This window comes from Pseudomonas sp. GW821-FHT09C10, from assembly GCF_059418085.1.
On sequence record NZ_JBWKPE010000001.1, the window covers coordinates 442,386 to 459,983 of the forward strand.

16 protein-coding genes and 1 pseudogene are annotated in these 17,598 nt (G+C 59.9%); 4 read left to right on the forward strand and 13 right to left on the reverse strand.

Features of this window, described 5'->3' with window-relative positions; translation table 11 throughout:
• The 6 genes from AC07OT_RS02035 to AC07OT_RS02060 all read right to left on the reverse strand — a co-directional run bounded on the left by AC07OT_RS02035 (nucleotide 1) and on the right by AC07OT_RS02060 (nucleotide 7,861).
• A complete protein-coding gene (locus AC07OT_RS02035; RefSeq protein WP_495107297.1) occupies nucleotides 1-1,314 on the reverse strand; it encodes an HlyD family type I secretion periplasmic adaptor subunit in 1,314 nt (437 codons plus the stop codon).
• A complete protein-coding gene (locus AC07OT_RS02040; RefSeq protein ID WP_495101452.1) occupies nucleotides 1,311-3,062 on the reverse strand; it encodes a type I secretion system permease/ATPase in 1,752 nt (583 codons plus the stop codon). The genes AC07OT_RS02035 and AC07OT_RS02040 overlap by 4 nt, the downstream gene beginning before the upstream one ends.
• Before the next feature lie 103 nt (nucleotides 3,063-3,165).
• Nucleotides 3,166-3,534, reverse strand: coding sequence for an AprI/Inh family metalloprotease inhibitor (locus AC07OT_RS02045; protein WP_027605779.1), 369 nt, complete (start codon nucleotides 3,532-3,534; stop codon nucleotides 3,166-3,168).
• A gap of 49 nt (nucleotides 3,535-3,583) precedes the next feature.
• Nucleotides 3,584-5,017, reverse strand: coding sequence for a serralysin family metalloprotease (locus AC07OT_RS02050; protein ID WP_495107298.1), 1,434 nt, complete (start codon nucleotides 5,015-5,017; stop codon nucleotides 3,584-3,586).
• Nucleotides 5,018-5,383: 366 nt separating this feature from the next.
• Nucleotides 5,384-6,487, reverse strand: a complete 1,104-nt coding sequence (locus AC07OT_RS02055) for a DmpA family aminopeptidase (RefSeq protein ID WP_495107299.1) — start codon at nucleotides 6,485-6,487, stop codon at nucleotides 5,384-5,386.
• Nucleotides 6,488-6,496: 9 nt separating this feature from the next.
• Nucleotides 6,497-7,861, reverse strand: a complete 1,365-nt coding sequence (locus tag AC07OT_RS02060; protein WP_281112764.1) for an APC family permease — start codon at nucleotides 7,859-7,861, stop codon at nucleotides 6,497-6,499.
• 200 nt (nucleotides 7,862-8,061) lie between these two features.
• On the opposite strand from AC07OT_RS02060, the gene AC07OT_RS02065 reads away from it, so the two are divergent.
• Nucleotides 8,062-8,847, forward strand: a complete 786-nt coding sequence (locus tag AC07OT_RS02065) for a helix-turn-helix transcriptional regulator (protein ID WP_495107300.1) — start codon at nucleotides 8,062-8,064, stop codon at nucleotides 8,845-8,847.
• A gap of 44 nt (nucleotides 8,848-8,891) precedes the next feature.
• Here the strand turns inward: AC07OT_RS02065 and AC07OT_RS02070 are convergent.
• The 3 genes and pseudogenes from AC07OT_RS02070 to AC07OT_RS02080 form a co-directional block, all read right to left on the reverse strand.
• Nucleotides 8,892-9,229: pseudogene (locus tag AC07OT_RS02070) on the reverse strand (SMP-30/gluconolactonase/LRE family protein).
• On the reverse strand, nucleotides 9,226-9,417 hold the full coding sequence (locus AC07OT_RS02075; RefSeq protein ID WP_495107301.1) for an SMP-30/gluconolactonase/LRE family protein: 192 nt from the start codon (nucleotides 9,415-9,417) through the stop codon (nucleotides 9,226-9,228). Before AC07OT_RS02075 ends, AC07OT_RS02070 begins: the two are co-directional and overlap by 4 nt.
• Before the next feature lie 2 nt (nucleotides 9,418-9,419).
• Entirely contained in the window at nucleotides 9,420-10,265 is an 846-nt protein-coding gene (locus AC07OT_RS02080) for an SDR family NAD(P)-dependent oxidoreductase (protein WP_495107302.1), read from the reverse strand.
• A 216-nt stretch (nucleotides 10,266-10,481) separates the two neighbouring features.
• Here AC07OT_RS02080 and AC07OT_RS02085 point away from each other — a divergent pair, with 216 nt between their 5' ends.
• Complete coding sequence (locus tag AC07OT_RS02085; protein ID WP_495107303.1) at nucleotides 10,482-11,420, forward strand: LysR family transcriptional regulator; 939 nt, start codon at nucleotides 10,482-10,484, stop codon at nucleotides 11,418-11,420.
• Nucleotides 11,421-11,571: 151 nt separating this feature from the next.
• Here AC07OT_RS02085 and AC07OT_RS02090 read toward each other — a convergent pair whose 3' ends face one another.
• The 4 genes from AC07OT_RS02090 to AC07OT_RS02105 form a co-directional block, all read right to left on the reverse strand.
• Nucleotides 11,572-12,204, reverse strand: a complete 633-nt coding sequence (locus AC07OT_RS02090; protein ID WP_495107304.1) for a hypothetical protein — start codon at nucleotides 12,202-12,204, stop codon at nucleotides 11,572-11,574.
• Between the two features lie 133 nt (nucleotides 12,205-12,337).
• Nucleotides 12,338-13,156 (reverse strand): helix-turn-helix transcriptional regulator, encoded by an 819-nt coding sequence (locus AC07OT_RS02095; RefSeq protein ID WP_495107305.1) that lies wholly within the window; start codon nucleotides 13,154-13,156, stop codon nucleotides 12,338-12,340.
• A gap of 5 nt (nucleotides 13,157-13,161) precedes the next feature.
• Nucleotides 13,162-13,701, reverse strand: coding sequence for a kinase inhibitor (locus tag AC07OT_RS02100; protein WP_495107306.1), 540 nt, complete (start codon nucleotides 13,699-13,701; stop codon nucleotides 13,162-13,164).
• Between the two features lie 139 nt (nucleotides 13,702-13,840).
• Complete coding sequence (locus AC07OT_RS02105; protein ID WP_495107307.1) at nucleotides 13,841-14,323, reverse strand: Lrp/AsnC family transcriptional regulator; 483 nt, start codon at nucleotides 14,321-14,323, stop codon at nucleotides 13,841-13,843.
• A gap of 143 nt (nucleotides 14,324-14,466) precedes the next feature.
• Between AC07OT_RS02105 and AC07OT_RS02110 the strand changes: the two genes are divergently transcribed.
• Complete coding sequence (locus tag AC07OT_RS02110) at nucleotides 14,467-15,507, forward strand: zinc-dependent alcohol dehydrogenase family protein (RefSeq protein WP_137212280.1); 1,041 nt, start codon at nucleotides 14,467-14,469, stop codon at nucleotides 15,505-15,507.
• A 327-nt stretch (nucleotides 15,508-15,834) separates the two neighbouring features.
• Nucleotides 15,835-17,460, forward strand: coding sequence for a methyl-accepting chemotaxis protein (locus tag AC07OT_RS02115; protein ID WP_495107308.1), 1,626 nt, complete (start codon nucleotides 15,835-15,837; stop codon nucleotides 17,458-17,460).
• Nucleotides 17,461-17,598: the final 138 nt, after the last annotated feature.

Sequence of the window (17,598 nt, forward strand, 5' to 3'; positions counted from 1 at the left end):
TCATTCCTCGGTCAACGCGGAGCCGGCGCGGTCGAGCAGCGGCTTGAACAGGTAATTGAGCAACGAGCGCTCGCCGGTGCGCACGAACATCTCGGCGGGCATGCCCGGCTTGATCACCAGGCCGTGGAGGGTCTCCAGCGCCGCCTCGCTGACGGTGGTGCGCAGCACGTAATACGGCGCGCCGGTTTTTTCGTCGAGCATCTGGTCGGCGGAAATCAGGCTGACCTCCCCCGGCACACGCGGGGTGCGGCTCTGGTTGAAGGCGGTGAACAGGATATCCACCGGCAGGTGCGTGCCGACCTTGTCCACCAGGTGCACCGGCAAATGCCCTTCCACTTCCAGGCGCGTGCCCTGGGGCACGATTTCCAACAGGGTTTCACCGGCACGCACCACGGCGCCTTCGGTGTGCACGCTGAGGTTGACCGCAATGCCGTCGGCCGGTGCGTTGATCTCGCTGTGTTGCAGATCGAAGCCGGCCGAGGTGAGTTGCTGCTCCAGGGTCAGGCTGCGCAATTGCGCGTCGGCCAACTGGCTGCGCACGTCCTTCTGGTATTCCTCGCTGTGCTGCTGCAATTTCAGGCGCGATTCAAGGATGCCCTGCTCCACCCGGCCGCTTTCGCCGGTGTTCTGCGCCAGGTCCTGTTGCACCTGGGACAGCTGGCGTTGGTACTCCATCAGCCGGTTGCGCGGGATATAGCCGTTGTCCGCCAGGGGTTGCAGGTTGCTCAGTTGGTCGCGCAGGGACTGGGCCTGGGCGGTCAGGTCGCTGCGGGCGCGGCGCATGCCGTTGAGCTGCGCGGTGGCGCCCTCGATATTCGCGCGGATGCCCGCCTGTTCACGGGCAAAGGCTTCGCGACGGCTGCTGAACAATTGGCGCTGGCCTTCCAGGACCAACGCCAGTGCCGGGTCGGGGTTGCTGCTCAGCTCGGCGGGAAAGGTGATAGCGGATTGGTTGTCGCGCTCACTCTGCCACCGCGCGACGCTGGCCCAGGCCATGCGGTACTGGGCTTGCAGGGACTGCACGTCGGCCTGGTGCTGGGTCTGGTCGAGACGGAACAGCGGCTGGCCTTGCTTCACCAGTTCACCCTCCTTGACCAGGATCCGACTGACCACGCCGGGGCTGAAGGTTTGCACCGCCTTGCGTTTGCCCGACACCACCACCGTGCCCTGCACCGGGATGCCCTGGTCCAGGGGCGCCAGGCTGGCCCAGAGGAAAAAGCCACCGGCACCGACCAGGGTCAGCAGCCAGCCCATGCGCGCAAAGAACCGGGCGTCGCGCTCTTTGAAACGTGATTCAACAGTGATACTGCTCATGCGCCTGGATTCCTTCCGGCTTGATACTGACGGCTGAAACTCACACCGGGTTTATCCTTCGGTGCCTCATGCTGGCCCGACAACGCCCGCAGCACGTCCTGGCTTGGCCCGAATGCCTGCAAACGCCCTTCGTTGAGCACCAGCAATTTATCGGCCTGAGCCAAGGCCGAAGAACGATGGGTCACCAGCACCACACTGCTGCCCTGGGCCTTCATCTGCACAATGGCGCTGGCCAGCGCGGCTTCGCCGACGGTGTCGAGGTTGGAATTGGGCTCATCCAGGACGATCAAGCGCGGCCCACCGTACAGCGCACGTGCCAGGGCTACGCGTTGTTTCTGGCCGCCGGACAGACCACCGCCGTTATCGCCGAGGACCGTGTCATAACCGTGGGGCAGGCGCAGGATCAAGTCATGCACGCCGGCTTGCTGCGCAGCCTTCACTACCCGCTCGGGGTCGGCCTCGCGAAAACGTGCGATGTTGTCGGCGATGCTGCCGCTGAACAGTTCGATGTCCTGGGGCAGGTAGCCGATGTGCGGGCCAAGGTCGTCGCGGTCCCAGCGGTGAATATCCGCACCGTCCAGGCGCACGGTGCCGGCCAGGGTCGGCCACACGCCCACCAGCACGCGGGCCAGGGTGGATTTGCCGGAGCCGGAGGCGCCAAGCACGCCGAGCACTTCGCCGGCGCCAAGGCTGAAGCTGACCTGATGCAGGGTGGGCATGCGCCGCCCGGGCGGCCCCGCGCTGACCTGTTCGAAGCTGACATGGCCCTTGGGTGCGGGCAATTTCATCTGCTCCACTTCCGGCGGAAACTCGCGCAGCAGTTCGTCCAGCCGCTGATAGGCCAGCTTGGCCGAACTCCATTGCTTCCAGACCGCAATCAACTGGTCGATGGGGCTGAGTACGCGGCCCATCAGGATCGAGCCCGCGATCATCATCCCGGCGGTCATGTCGCCCTTGATCACCAACAGCGCGCCCAGGCCCAGCACCAGGGATTGCAGGCACAGGCGCAGGGATTTGCTCAACGAGGTGATCACCGACCCGGTATCACTGGCTCTGTTCTGCAAACCCAGGAACTGCGAATGCACAGCAAACCAGCGGTGGCGCAACGCACCGAGCATGCCCATGGCCTGGATGGTTTCGGCGTTGTGCAAATGGCTGGTGGCCAGCTGCGTCGACTGCTGGGAGAAGCCACTGGCCTCGCCCAAGGGTTTCTTGGTCAGGTATTCGTTCAGGCACGCAAGGCCGATCAACAGCACGGCACCGGCGGTGGCCAACACCCCGAGCCACACATTGAAGAGGAAAATCACAAACAGGTAGATCGGAAACCACGGCGCATCGAAGAACGCGAACAGCGCCGGCCCGGTGATGAATTGGCGGATATGGGTCAAATCCCCCAAGGATTGCCCGGCATGCCCCTGGCCGCGTTGCAGGTTGCGTTCGAACGCGGCCTTGTATACGCGCAAGTTGAAACGCCGCTCCAACTGGCTGCCGATGCGGATCACGATAAAACTGCGGATGACCTCGAGCAGGCCAATAAAGGCAAAGAAGCCCACCACCATCAGGGTCAACATCACCAGGGTGGTTTCATTCTGCGAGGAGAGCACACGGTCATACACTTGCAGCATGTAGATCGACGGCACCAGCATCAACAGGTTAATCAAAGCGGTAAAACAACCGACGCTGATCAAGATGCTCTTGTATTCACCCAGCGCCTTGAATAAAGGCGCAACCGCATGGGGCCTGGCCATAGGTTCTGATCTTCCTTGAATCAAATTACGCGCATAAGTTTGCCGTCCTCCGCGATAGAGGCCGCTCAACTAATGAAATCGAGTTATAGGCTTATAACAACAACTAAGGCACTCGTTTTAATTCAACCACGGTGCCGGACTTTGTCCGTGCCTGGTACTCACCGTCTTTCTGACGATTCAAATGGGTGATCCCGCTGCCTTCGGCATTGAACAGCCAGATACCGTCGGGGGTGGGCGACCAGGTCAGGGGCTTGTCCCCCAGCCACTGCGCCACACAGGCCACATCGCCGCCCAGGGCATTGGCCTGCTCGAGCAGGTCCAGTGCACACACCTGATCCTGCTGGTGCAACTGCCAATGCCCGGCCAGTTGGGCGCTGGTAGGTAAAACAAGACTGCTCGCCATTGCGTGGGCTCCTGCCGACACGAACATCACCTGCAACACGCAGGCGATCACATTGTAAAAACGCTGCATCTGTACGCTCCAGCCTGGAGGCGCGGCGCTTGCGCGCCGCGCCCGTGCATCATGCCACGATGTCGCTGACCGCTGCCTGGCCGACGGTGGTGACGAGGAAATCCGCCACGCCGTGCCCGGAGAAGTCGACCGCCAGGGTGCCCAGGTTGGTACCTGCCGCGTAGGTCAATACCGCATCGCCGGCATGCCCGGTGAAGGCATTGACGAAGGTCAGGCCGGCCCCTTTGGTGATGCCGCTGAGGTCGATCTTGTCGGAGCCCGAGGTGAAGTCAAAGATCTTGTCCGCCGCCCCTGGCTTGGAATCGGAACTGGCGCCGAACACAAACGTGTCGTTGCCCGCGCCGCCCCACAGTTGATCCGCGCCGCCGCCACCGTAGATAAAGTCGTTGCCGGCCCCACCCTTGATCACGTTGGCCGCGTTGTTGCCGATGATCAGGTCGTTGCCCGCACCGCCGAACGCGTTCTCAATGGTCACGCCCTTGGCGATGGAGACGTTGCCCACCAGGCCGCCAACGTCGGAGAACGAGGCCTCATTGAGGTTGATCTTCTGGTTCTGGGTGAAGCCGGAGAAGTCCAGGGTGTCATTGCCGCCACCGTCCCAGACCGAGAACACCAGCTTGTCGGCGTTGGACGTGGCGCTGAGGAAATCACGCCCGGTGTTGGAGTTGAACCCGTAGGTGGTGTCGCCGGCGCGGGTGTTGTAATTGGCACCGTAGAGCTTCTGGATCGCGGCGATGTCGTCGATCAGCGGGCCGGAGGCATAGGCTTCGACCCCGCCTTTACTGAAGTTCTGGTTGGTGTTGCTCTCGCTCCAGTAACTCATGAGGCTGTAACCACGCGTGTCCTGTCCATAGGTCGCGTCGTTGTAGGTCGGGGCGCCTTCGCCGGCGTTGTAGTCGCCAGGGTGAGCCAGGCCCAGGGTGTGCCCGATTTCGTGGGTCAGGGTCTGCCGGCCGTAGTTGTTCAGGTCCGGGGTCTTGTTCGGCGTGTAGCTGTTGTTGGTCAGGTACCACGAGGTGCCGTCGTAGCCTGCACCGGTGCCGGGCAGGTAGGCGAAGGCTGCCGCGCCGTCCTGGCCGCTGCTGTAGTTGCCGAATGTCATGTGGCCGTCACCGCCGCTGGCTTTCTCGGTGAAGGTGACGTTGGCCACGTCCGACCAGGATTGCATGGCCAGGGCGGCCTGTGCTTTCTGCTGGGCGTTGAACTGGCTGAAGCCCGAGATGCCATGTTTGTTCATGGTGCTCGAGGACGCCGAGGTCAGGAAGGTGTAGGTCAGGTCGATCTTGCCGTTGCCGTCAAAGTCCCGGTACGCGGCGCCGTCGCGCAGCAGCTGGGTGGCTGCCTGGTCAACGGAATAGGAGGGTTTGCCATTGACCGTGAGGTTGCCACCACGGTCATACAGATGGCTGAAGCTATCGATTTGCGAGTAAGCGGTGCTGGCTTGCGCCGCCGACACGATAGCCTTGTCTTTAACTTTTGACATAAACGTACTTCCTTGTTTGCAAGTTCATCAGTCTTTGATCGATAGGAATCTCGCGGGCGAGATCGTCCTATCACTCGCCTCTTTTGAAGGCGTCACGAAACTGACACAACTTGAAATCTTTCGTCTACATCTTTTCCAGCCTGAAAAACGCACCCACAATAGCGCCAACAAGTTTGGCTCCGTATTTATTGGGTGGCGTTGCTTTTGTCTGACAAAACACACCGGGCACTTATTTAAATATTAAATAGCGTTAATGCCGCTCAAGTTGAGCGGCACACTTGATAATTGGATCCATAATATTGTCACGGTGTCATTGGCAACATTAAACAGCCACTATTTATATGTATATATCGGCGTTGTCCCCTATTACCGGGACACGCGCCAACCCGTGTCGTGCAATGCCTGTAACAAGATCTCGCTTTTCAAACCCGGCACCTGTACGCCGTCGTCGGTCACCATGTCTTCGCCCGCCAGGATCGCGTTGATGATCGCTTCTTCTACCGCTTCCGCCGCAGCGCTGAACAGCGGGGAAATATGATCGTTATTCACCATCTGTAAGGTGCTGCTCAACGGCAGGCCCTTGCGCGCGTAGTCTGCTGGCGGCAGATCCTGGTTGCCGGTGGCGAAGGCCAGGAACAGGTCGCCGCTGGAGTCCTCGGTGCCGCCGCCGGTGCGCGCGATGCCGATAGACGCGCGTTGTGCCAGGCGCTGGCATTGGTGCGGCAGCAGGGGCGCATCCGTGGCGATGATCACCACGATCGAGCCCATGCCCGGCGTGCCTCGTTCGGCGAAGGGTGACGGGATGTCCATCAAGCGGCGGCCCACCGGATAACCGTCGACCCGCAGCTCCTGGCGCTTGCCATGGTTAGCCTGCACCAGCACGCCGACGGTCCAGCCGCCCTGCTCTGCCGGCAAGCGCCGCGAAGCGCTGCCGATACCGCCCTTGAATTCATGGCAGATCATCCCCGTCCCACCGCCCACGGCGCCTTCTTGCACGGGGCCGCGTTCGGCGCTCTCCAGCGCCTGGCGCACATGCTCGGGGGTGACGTGCTGGCCCCAGATGTCGTTGAGCAGGCCGTCGTAGGTTTCCATCACCACCGGCATGCACCAGTACACCGCCGGATCCGCCAGGCGCTCGCGCTCCAGGGCAATCAAGGTGTCGCGCACGATGCCGATGCTGTGGGTGTTGGTGATCGCCAGCGGCGTGGTCAACAGGCCTGCCTCGCTGATCCATTCCAGGCCGGTGGCGTCGCCATTGCCGTTCAGCACGTGATACCCGGCAAAGCACGGCTGCAACCGCGCCTCCCCGGCGCGGGGCTGGACCACGCTGACACCGGTACGCACCTGTTTACCGTCGACACGGGTCTTGAGCGTACTGTGACCGACCCGAACCCCGGGAACATCGGTGATGGCATTCAACTCACCGGGTGTGCCCAGCCCCAACGTGATGCCCAATTGACGTGCACGCATAACCACTCCTTACAATTTCTGAAAGGCCGGACTCGACCGGCCGCTGATGCAATACAGAATCACCGACAGGGCCAGCAAGCCGATGATGATCATGATGTCGCGTACTGACGCGGCGTAGATCAAGGTCACCAGCAAGTAACCCGCGCCCAGCACAGCCAGCAGCGCCGGCAACGGCCACAGCGGCATGCGATAGGGATGCTCACGGTCGCGCAGCAGCACGCGGCTCATCAGCGCGCTCAACGCCACCACCAGGTACACCAATATGATCAGCAATACGCTGAACGAGGTGAGGTCGGCCAGGTTGGAGCTGAAGCTCAGCAACGCCGACGGGATCGCCAGGAACAGCGTGGCCAGCCAGGGTGAATCCCAGCGCGGATGAATGCGGGTGAACAGCTTGTTGATGGTAGGCGTCCACAATGCATCGCGCCCGCTGCTGAACACCACGCGGCCGATCTGGATAACGATGGCGACGATGGCATTGAACACCGACAGGAAGATCCCCGCACTGACCAGGCGCGACAGGGTTTCGTTGCCATGGCTGGTGAGCAGGTAGCCGATGGGGTCCGGGCTACTGATCATCGCACTCAGTGACGGCGCGCCGATCAACAGCGCCGTGATCGGCACCAGCTCGATCACCACCACCAGGCCCAGGGACCACAGCACCGCCTTGTGTACGCCCTTGCCCCCGCATTTCATGTCTTCGGCCAGCAATACGGCGGGGCCGTAACCGTTGTAGGAAAACAGGCCAATGCCTACCGCGCCTATCACCAGGGCCCAAGGCGCCAGGTGCAATACACCGTTTTCGACGATCTGGGGTTGAAACAGCACGCTGGCGGGCTGCACCGGGTTACCGAAGCCGATGCACACGATCACCAGCAACGCCGCGACTTCCAGCAGCAGGCAGGTCCCGGTGATCCAGGCGTTGAGTTTGATATTGAGGATGCCCAGGGCGTAGCTGCACACCACGATCACCAGGGCCACGGTTTGCGCGTCGAAGGTGGTACCCAGGGCATTGTTGAGATAGGTTGCGGCACCGGTGGCCAATACCGGCGGAATAAACAACAGCATCACCAGCACGGTCAGGAACGTCGCGTAGCCGGCCATGCCACCGAACACGCGCTTGGCATACACATACTCGCCACCGGCGCTGTTATGGGCGCGGCCCAGTTCGGCGTAGCAAAACGCGAACATCAGCGCCAGCAGCCCTGCCATCACGAACGCCAGGAACACGCCGCTGCCGGCCTGCTGGATGGCAAAGGGCGCGATCACGAAGACGGAACTGGCGGGGGTCACCGCTGAAACGGTGATGGCCACCACATCGAAGACGCTCAGGGTGGGTTTCAGCACGCCATCGGGCGTGGGGGAAGTGCTCATATCGTTATCCTCTGTCGTTGTTCTTGGTGTGAGGCAGAAACGAAAGGTCTGAACGTGGCGGGATATGTTTCCCGCTGAATGCTACCGACGTTAACGGTTGGGCTAGTGCCAGCCAATTCCCCTATTGGCGTACTCCCCTTGACGGCACCCGGCAAAAGCCGAACCCTTGGGGCGATCTTTTGTTGGCGGGAGCCTGCTACATGAGCCTGTTTCGTGAAGTCGGCATGCACGCCGGCCTTGGCCGCACCGTTGCGCACATCGGCACCGAGCGTTTCTGGAAACAGCTGGTGCTGTTGTTGCACCAGTGCGTGCCCTTCGATAACGCGCTGGCGATCTTCTACCCCGTGGAGGGCCCGCCCCAGGCCCTGGAAGAATACGACGCCCAGCCGAGCAGCAAGCCGGCGTCGATGCTGGTGTACCTCAATGGCCTGTATTTGCTCGATCCGTTCTTCCAGGCCTGTCGCGAGGGTTATGCCAGCGGTGTGTATCGCCTTGAGGAAGTGGCGCCGGACCATTTTCGCCAGAGCGAATATTTCCTCAGTTACTTTCACGACAATGTGCTGGAAGACGAGGTGCAGTTGATCCTGCAATTGCCGGGCGCGGGGACGTTGTCGCTGTCACTGGGCATGCAGCGGCGATTCAGCGTTGAGGAAACCGGGCTGATGACCACCCTGTCGGCCTGGGTGCTGCCGTTGATGCAGCAGCACTGGCAACAAAGCACCCGGCGTTTGCCGGCCATGGACAGCCAGATCCGGGATGCGCTGAGCCAATTCGGCTGCGGTGTACTTTCGGACCGCGAACTGGAAATCGCCCGCCTGGTACTGCGCGGGTTCTCGTCCAAGGCCATGGCCGAACGCCTGCATATCTCGCCGGATACAGTGAAAGTGCACCGCCGGCATCTGTACGCGAAGCTGGACATCTCGTCACAGCCGGAACTGTTTTCGTTGTTTATCCAGTCGTTGGGGCATGACCTGGAAAACCCCTGACATCGGCGGTGTGCCGACGCAGCCTCGCTTGCGCTCGGCAGCTGCTACGGAGCGCGGTAGAGAGTGCGGGCCACCGAGTCCACGAAAAACAACTCGCTGCCCTCACTTGCCCACGCCAGTCCATTGGGCAGGCTGACGCCGTCCAGTATCACCGAGGCATTCAGGCCGGCGTCGTAGCGATAGAGCTTGCCCGTAGTGCGGCTGTGACCTTCATCCATCAGCCGGTGATGAAGCGGCCCTGAGGGTCGCATGCACCGTCATTGAAGCGATAGGACGACAGCGTAATGGCCAGCTTCGAGTTCTGGATGACCCGCAGGCTGGTGCGATCGAGGATGGCAACGCCAGCATTCTGGGTGAAAATCAGGTTGTCCTTTTCAGTCAATGCCAGGCGCCAATGCGCGCAGGCGACTTATACAGCCGCGTCAGGTGACCCTGTTGGTCCAGGGCATTGATCTGGCCGCCACTGATGTCGACAAACAGCAGGCACTGATGGGTTTCATCCCAGACCGGGCTTTCACCCAGGTCGGCCTGGCACGCTGAAAACAGTTGGAGCTCTTCCTGAGCAGGCATATTCAACACTCCTTGATTTGGTCCCAAAGCCGGGCAACTTGTTCGGCATTGGTGGCCTTTACTCGGGCCAGATCGACGGGGTAGTCGACACCCGGGTTTTCGACAAACCGCGTCGCCGTAAACTGGCCATTGCTGGCACGCAGGACATAACCGGAGTCCTGGCAGTGCTGCGACGCCAGGAACACCACGCCAGGCGTCACCCATTCAGGCTTGAGGTTCTCCGGCTCGCCCGTCACGCCCCACATGCGGGTCTTGGCCACCGGGGATACCGCATTGACGAGGATGCCGGCCTCCGTGCCTTCCATGCTCAGCGCATTCATGATGCCCAGTTGTGCCATCTTGCCGGCGGCATACGCCACCAGGCCCGGTTGGGCATATTGCTGGTACATCGCGCGGTCGGATGACGTCAGCACGACCCGTGCGGCAGCAGACTGCTTGAGGTGTTTCCAGGCATGTTTGCATAACCACACGGGGGTATAGATATTGATATCCACCGCGCGGCCGATGAAGGTTGCATCGGCCTCTTCAATCGCTTGATAACCGACCCAACCGGCGTTGTGAATCAAGATATCGAGTTGGCCAAACGCCTCGATGGCCGTTGCCACCAATTGCTCGCAACCCTGTTCGCTGGACAAGTCGCCATGATGCCCCACCACGTTGAAACCTTTGTCCCTGAGGGTTTGCGCAGCCTCCATGGCGATGGAGCCATCGCCCCCGGCGCCCAGCTTGTCTGCGCCGATATCACTGATCACGACATTGGCGCCCAACGTGGCTAGCGCCTGCGCATAACTAAAACCGAGCCCTCGGCCAGCGCCCGTTACAACGGCCGTCTTTCCTGTAAAGTTCATTGGCTGTTTCCTCTTGAGTGCCACCTCACCTTAACAATGTATATTCACGCTGTTTAATACTAACGGCGGCGCAAGTTGATACCTGGTTCATATCAAGTTGATGCTCAACCCGAATGGTCCCTTCAGGCCAATGTTTATTCCTTAGTCGAGTGCCTGTTTACCGGTACCCTTGCCGCACCCAGTCCACAGATCAGTTCAAATGAAGGAACAGAAGAAATGATCGAAACCCGCCTGCTGCGCCAATTCATCGCCGTGGCTGAAGAGCTGCATTTCCATAAGGCTGCCATTCGCCTGCACATGGCCCAGCCTCCGTTGAGCCAAGCCATCAATCGGCTGGAAGACAAACTGGGGTTCAGTCTGTTCACGCGCAATAAACGCGGGGTCAAGCTGACCCCGGCAGGCGGTGCATTCCAGAGCGCCGCGTACAGCACGTTGAAGGCGTTGGAGCTGGGCATCGAACATGCACGCCAGGTCTCCGAGGGCATTGCCGGCAAACTCACGGTGACTGCGGTGTCGATCACCTACTACGAGTCACTGCTCGGTACCCTGCGCCAGTTCCGCGAGACCTACCCCAAAGTCCAGTTGATCATCAAGGAGATGCCCTCTTCCAGCCAGGCCAAGGCCATTCTGTCGGGAGAGGCGGATATTGCCTTCATGCGCAAGTTGCCGATCTCGGCGGAAAACGTCGAGTCCCGCCTGTTGCTGGACGAAGAGATCGTGATGGCGCTGCCCGCCCATCACCCGAAGGCGAAGGAAGGTCCGATCGACTTGAGGGATTTCGCCGGGGAAGACTTCGTATTCACCCCCGAAGCCCTGGGCACCGGCTATCACAGCCAGCTGATCGCCTTGTGTGACGCCGCCGGTTTTTACCCCAAGGTGGTGCAGGAGGCCGCGCAGATCCATACCTTGATCGGCTTGGTGGCCTGCGGTTTCGGCGTTGCCCTGGTGCCTGAGTCGATTGCCAACTCAATCATGCGCGAGAAGGTCCTGTTCCGCCGGATCTGCCCCGTGACCGCCTCCCCCAACCCGGCCATCGGCCTGTACATGAGCTGGAACACCCACAACGAATCACCGTTGATGGACAGCTTCATGTCCATGCTCGACTTCAACGCCGCTCCCCGGGTCGAGGGAATGCTGGCCGCCCAGGTCAGTTAGAGCGCCAACTGGTAATCCTTGAGCCACGCGGCAAGGGACGAGGCAGTTTCCAGGTTATTGCGCTTGAGGGCCCGGCAACCTCTACAGAAATCCACCCAAGCCCCGAAGCCGTGCACTGAAACACCTAAGCCGTTGCCTGAACGAACGTGCTTCATTTGTCCAGATTCATTGGTTCATGCATCCGTTCGCCTATTATTGCGCGCAGCCATGCAGCATGAAGTTCCATGTCTTCCAGAGAAGTCCCCTCAGCCAATCGATATTCGAACTCCTTGCCCCTCCGCCCCTGACACACGACGCTGAAATGGCCATGGCGGTCATAACTGGCGAGCAGGTAAGGGCTGATACAAATGATATCGCTGAAGGGCACCTGCACTTCGGCGGGTTTACGGCCGCGACGGGTGACGGTGAGAGTCAGCAGTTGCCGGTTTTCGTCAAAGGTGAAGGCCAGCACTCTGGACGCAGAGAACATCCACGCGAAAACCAGCCCCATGAGCACAACAACACCAAGCATAGCCAGGATGAGAGGCGACGTGGTGGGACTCGCCCCATCGCTGGACGATGCGCCTTGCATCGCTTCGAGACCGAAAAGGATCAGCACCGTCACCCCTATGACCGGCAGGAACATAAGCAGCACAAAACAGAAACCCAATATGGCCGCCCCAGTGCTGCCGAAGGTGGGTAAGTCCGGATTGCCATGCCACATAGGTGGGTGAGCGCGCGGTTTTTCAGGGCCTGGCGCGGCGGGAGGCGTTGCGATGGGGTGAACTGAAGTTTGATGGGGCATCCAGCAGGCTCCGGGGGGACTGCGTAGACAGTAGCACTATCGCCAGACAGTCTGGTCCGCTACCCACCGATAGACGTCAACACCTGGCTCACACTGCCGGCCGGCAGACGGGGGGACGCCCTCCCGCAACGGTTCAAATCGCAGCCCGCAATTCACGGGGTGACAGGCCATAGTGTGAGCGAAAACGCACGGCAAAACGTGAGGCCGAGGCGTAGCCGCAGGCGCCGGCAATTTCGCCGATCGGGCGAGACGTTGTCTGCAGCCGTTGTAATGCTGTCGACAGTCGAACGCCCTCCAGAATGTTCCTGAAACTATTCCCCTCGTTCGCCAGTTGGCGACGCAAGGTCGACTCCCCCAGGTTCATGTGCTGTGCGATGCTCGCAACCGTCCAGTCTCGCTCCGGGTTGGCCATTACCAGGTGCTGCACCCGCTCGCACAAGGGATCGTTGCGCCCCATCAGCAAAGGTCCGACCTGGCCGCCAAGGCATAGGCTCAGCAGCACCGCTTCCCCATAATGTGTGCAGAGCGCCTGCGGGGCGTTTGCATGGATGGCGACCAGCAACTGCTCCCATGCCTGGGTGGTGTGCCTGTCCAGGGGAACGCATAGATCGCTCTTCAGTGCCCCGCGACCACTCTTGATCTGCTGGCTATATCGACTGCTGAATTGACGCAATGTCGAGACGGGAAAGGTCACCGCATCGGCGATGTAGTGACCCTGAGGGCCGGGGAAGTTTGAGATACCCAGCTCGCGCCCGGCCGGCATCAGAATCAGATGCCGAGGCCCTGCGCGCATTTCCCGGTCATCCCATTGCAACAGTTTTTCCCCCTGCCGCACTCGACACAAGGTGGTCACGAACACCGGCACCCTGGGCAAGGTAAGGGCATGTCGCGCCCGTATGACACAGGCATCGATAATATTTTCCCGGTGCTGTATGCCGTCACAAGGGCGCATGGTTCTTAACGTCCGTAAGTGGAAGTAATGGTCGCTTTGGCCAGGACGTTGGCGTTGAGCATATAACCGACCAAGGCTCCGCTGGCCTGGTTGTCGAGCGGTAGCTTATCGACTTTCAAGGCCCACACGGTGAATTGATAGCGATGAGGTTTATCGCCGACAGGAGGGCAAGCGCCACCGAACCCCGGCTGGCCATAATCGGTTCGCCCTTGTACTGCACCCGCAGGCAGGCTCGCCCCCACGCCGCTGGGCAAACTATGGGTGGAGGCTGGCAGGTTGACCACCGTCCAATGCCACCAACCGCTGCCGGTGGGGGCATCGGGATCGTAAACGGTGATCGCGTAGCTTTTGGTCCCTGCCGGGGCGTTTGTCCACGAAAGCTCAGGAGACGTGTTGCCCCCGTCGCAACCGAAGCCCTGGAACACTTCGCGACGGGTCAGCGGGCGGTTGTCTGCAATATCCCGGCTGGTCAGTGAGAAATCCGCAGCGTAGCCACTGAGTGTGACGGCCATGGAAAGTGCTGGCAGGATCAATCTGATGTTCATCGCGGCTCCATCTGAGTCTGAAAGTGAAGCTCGAGTCTAGGTTGAACAAAACCGGGAGACTGTGCCGAAATGCTCGATAACAGTGCCGAAATGCTCGATTGTCCGGACGAACGATGGCTCTCGACGTGCCCGACCGCCTTCAGATGCTCAAGAGCTCGCTGACGGGCAGTCGATGAGTGGTCTTCATCTCGCGCAGGGAAAGGTTCGAGCGAATACTGGAAACCCCCGGGAGCTTCCTCAGCACTGTTTCGACAAAGCGGCTATAGCTGTCCAGGTCCCGTGCAACCACCTCAAGGAGAAAGTCCGCCTCCCCCGTTGTGTTATGGCAACTCAATACCTGCGGGGCCGCCTGGATAATCTTTTCAAACGTTGTCGTGGCTTCTTCGCTGTGATCCGTGCAGGAGATCTGGACAAACGCCTTCAGGCCCAGCCCAAGTTTCTTTCGATTGAGAATGGCCTGGTATCCCTCGATAACCCCGCATTCTTCCAGGCGTCTTTGCTTGCGCCAACAGGACGCTTCGCTGAGGGACAGCTGCTCGGCCAGCTTGACATTCGACAGCTTGCCGTCCCGCTGCAAACGCTCCGATATTGCAATGTCCGCTTTATCGAGTTGTTCAATCATGAAATAACCCCTCAAATTCATACTTAAAAATGAAGGCTAATTTCAATTCTTGCGTTCGGTCAATGGCAACTTGAAGGGTAATTTCAAGGCGCTCATTCATAATGGCAATGCCTGAATCGCCCCTCCAAGCCTAGGTAATTTGAATGAAAGCAGTCGTCTACGAAGCCTTTTCCAAACCGCCGCGCCTGATGAACGTGGCCGATCCATCCCCGGAACGCCATGGTGTAGTGATCCAGGTGCTTGGCACCGGAGTGTGCCGCAGCGACTGGCATGGCTGGAAAGGTCATGACCCCGACATTGAACTGCCCCATGTACCGGGTCATGAGCTGGCCGGCATCGTGGCCGAGGTGGGCCACGACGTCACGCGGTGGAAGGTCGGTGACCGAGTGACCGTGCCGTTCGTGGGTGGCTGTGGTGCTTGTGCGCAGTGCAACAGCGGCAATCAGCAGGTGTGTCACACGCAATTCCAGCCGGGCTTCACTCATTGGGGGTCGTTTGCCGAGTACGTCGGCATCCATCAGGCCGATCTGAACCTGGTCGCGCTGCCTGAGAGCATGGACTTCGCTACCGCCGCAAGCCTGGGTTGTCGCTTCGCCACCTCGTTCCGTGCAGTCGTCGACCAAGGCAACGTCAGCGCCGGTCAGTGGGTCGCGGTACACGGCTGCGGAGGTGTAGGCCTGTCTGCGGTGATGATCGCCCAGGCCATTGGCGCGAACGTGATCGCCATCGATATTTCCCAGGAAAAACTCGATCTGGCACGCGCCCTCGGCGCTGTCGCCACCATCAATGCCCAGTGCGTCGCGGACGTCACCGAAGCCGTGCTGGAAATCACCCAGGGCGGTGCCCACGTATCGCTGGACGCCTTGGGCCACCCAACCACCTGTTTCAACTCCATCAACAACCTGCGCCGTCGCGGCAAGCACGTCCAGGTCGGGTTGATGCTCGCTGATCACGCCACGCCGGCCATCCCCATGAGCAAGGTCATCGCCCACGAACTTGAGATCTACGGTAGCCACGGCATGCAGGCGCATCGCTATGGCGCCATGATCGAGATGATCACCTCAGGCAAGCTGGCGCCTGAAAAACTCGTGGGCAAAACCATCAGCCTGGAACAGTCCATCGACGCGCTGACGAACATGGACCGCTTCGAGACGGCAGGGGTAACCGTCATAACCGAGTTTTGACGCATAGCGCCACCCTGAACATCCACCTATCAAGGGCTTGCCTGATTAACCTCATGCAGGCCCTTGTTTCCTTCCCACGAATGTCCGGCCGCTTTGACAAAGGATCAGGCGCCCACGGAAATATTTAATAGACTAACGATTAGCGCGCAATAATTTATCGCAACTATCACCTCGATTCATTTTTTTGAATTCCTCACTGTACGCATCGCCGCCAGGATGACAGTCAGCGCCAATGTGCCGCCTGCAAAGGCAGCCCTTGTTCGTGATCAACAAAAACTGACGCAGGGGCTGCCCCCTCCCCTGACACCTCGGCCTTCGGAGGCCTATATGAAACTAAGATCCTTGAATATCGCGCGCAGAGCGTTCGTCTGCTTCGGTCTGATCACCCTCTTGCTGATCAGTTTGGCAGGCTTCTCCTATTTACAAATCGGTCATTTGCGCACGGCGGAGCAGAACATCGAGAAAAACTCCCTGCCGAGCATCCAGGTGATTGACGATATTCAGATCGCCCTTCTGCATGCGCGCCTTGAGAGTATCCGCATGCTCTCGAGTACCTCCAAAGACGTGCATGATGCGTCGCTGTCAAAGGTCGAAGAGGCCATGCGAACGCTTGAAGCGAAGAGCGCGTTTTATCGTGACAACCTGATCTCCGGCGAACAGGATCAACTGCAGTTTGAGAAGGCCAGCCAAACAATGGATGCCTACATTGAGGGCCTGAAAAAAGTACTCGCCCTCGATCAGCCTGACCATGAACAAGCGATCTCGTTCGCCAACACCGAGCAGGCACAGCGGGCCAGTGCCTATCAAGAGCAGCTCACACTTCTACGTGAGCAAAATGCACGCCAGGCGGTTTTGTCGGGGCAGGATGCAGCAGAGGTTTATACCCATAGCGTCAGGGTACTGATAGCTGTGCTGGTGGTGGCTTTTGCGCTCACTACCCTGCTGGCCACGTTGTTCACCAACAGTATTGTGAACCCCATCAGTTCGTCCCTGAAACTGGCGGAAGATATCGCGGCCGGCGACCTTACCCATGACCTGGAAGTCACCGGTTCGGATGAAGCATCCCGCTTGATGCATGCGCTCAATATCATGCAGAAGAACCTCCGGAGCACGATACTGGAAATATCAGGCGCCTCAGCTCAACTCAGCAGCGCTGCCGTCGAGATGATTTCGATCACGGAAAGTGCTGATCGCACCTTGCAACAGCAGAACAGCGAGATAGAGCAGGCTGCCACGGCCGTCACCGAGATGAGCGCTGCTGTCGAAGAGGTTGCCCGCAATGCCAACTCCACCTCGGAAGCCGCAATGCAGTCCAGCCTGGCAGCCGATCTTGGCAATAAAAGGGTCACTGAAACGCTCACGGCCATGCGCGGCCTGACGGGGTTAGTCGAAGTTTCCTCGGAGCAGGTAAAAGCGCTAGCAGGCCAGGCGCAAGACATCAGCAAGGTACTCGGCGTTATCCGGGCGATTGCCGAGCAAACCAATCTGCTGGCGTTGAACGCTGCAATTGAAGCAGCCCGCGCAGGAGAACAAGGCCGCGGTTTTGCAGTGGTCGCCGACGAAGTCAGGGCACTGGCGCACCGCACCCAAACCTCTACCCAGGAAATTGAACAGATGATCTCGACGATTCAAACAGGCTCCTCAGCCGCCGTCGAATCGATGCAGATGAGCACGTCTGAGGTCTACAGCACGCGAGATACGGCGGAGCAAGCCGGCCAGTCGCTGCGCCAGATCATAGATTCCGTACTCGAAATCAACGATCGCAATATCCAGATCGCAACCGCCTCCGAGGAACAGGCTCACGTAGCGCGTGATGTGGATCGCAGCCTGATAAGCATCCGCGACCTTGCCGTTCAAAGCAGCGAAGGCACTCGCCAGACGCTGACGGCAAGTAATGAGCTGTCACGGTTGGCTGTAAACCTGAACGACCTGGTGCTTCGCTTCAGAACTTAGTAATTGCCGTAGCGCGCCATTTCGGGTGAATGACACATGCCTGCAAACACCGTGGGGCGCGCTCGGTAAAACTCACCTTTTTTTCACGTTTTTTTTTCATTCCCGGCTCTACATTCGCCGCGCCTCAGCATGCAAATG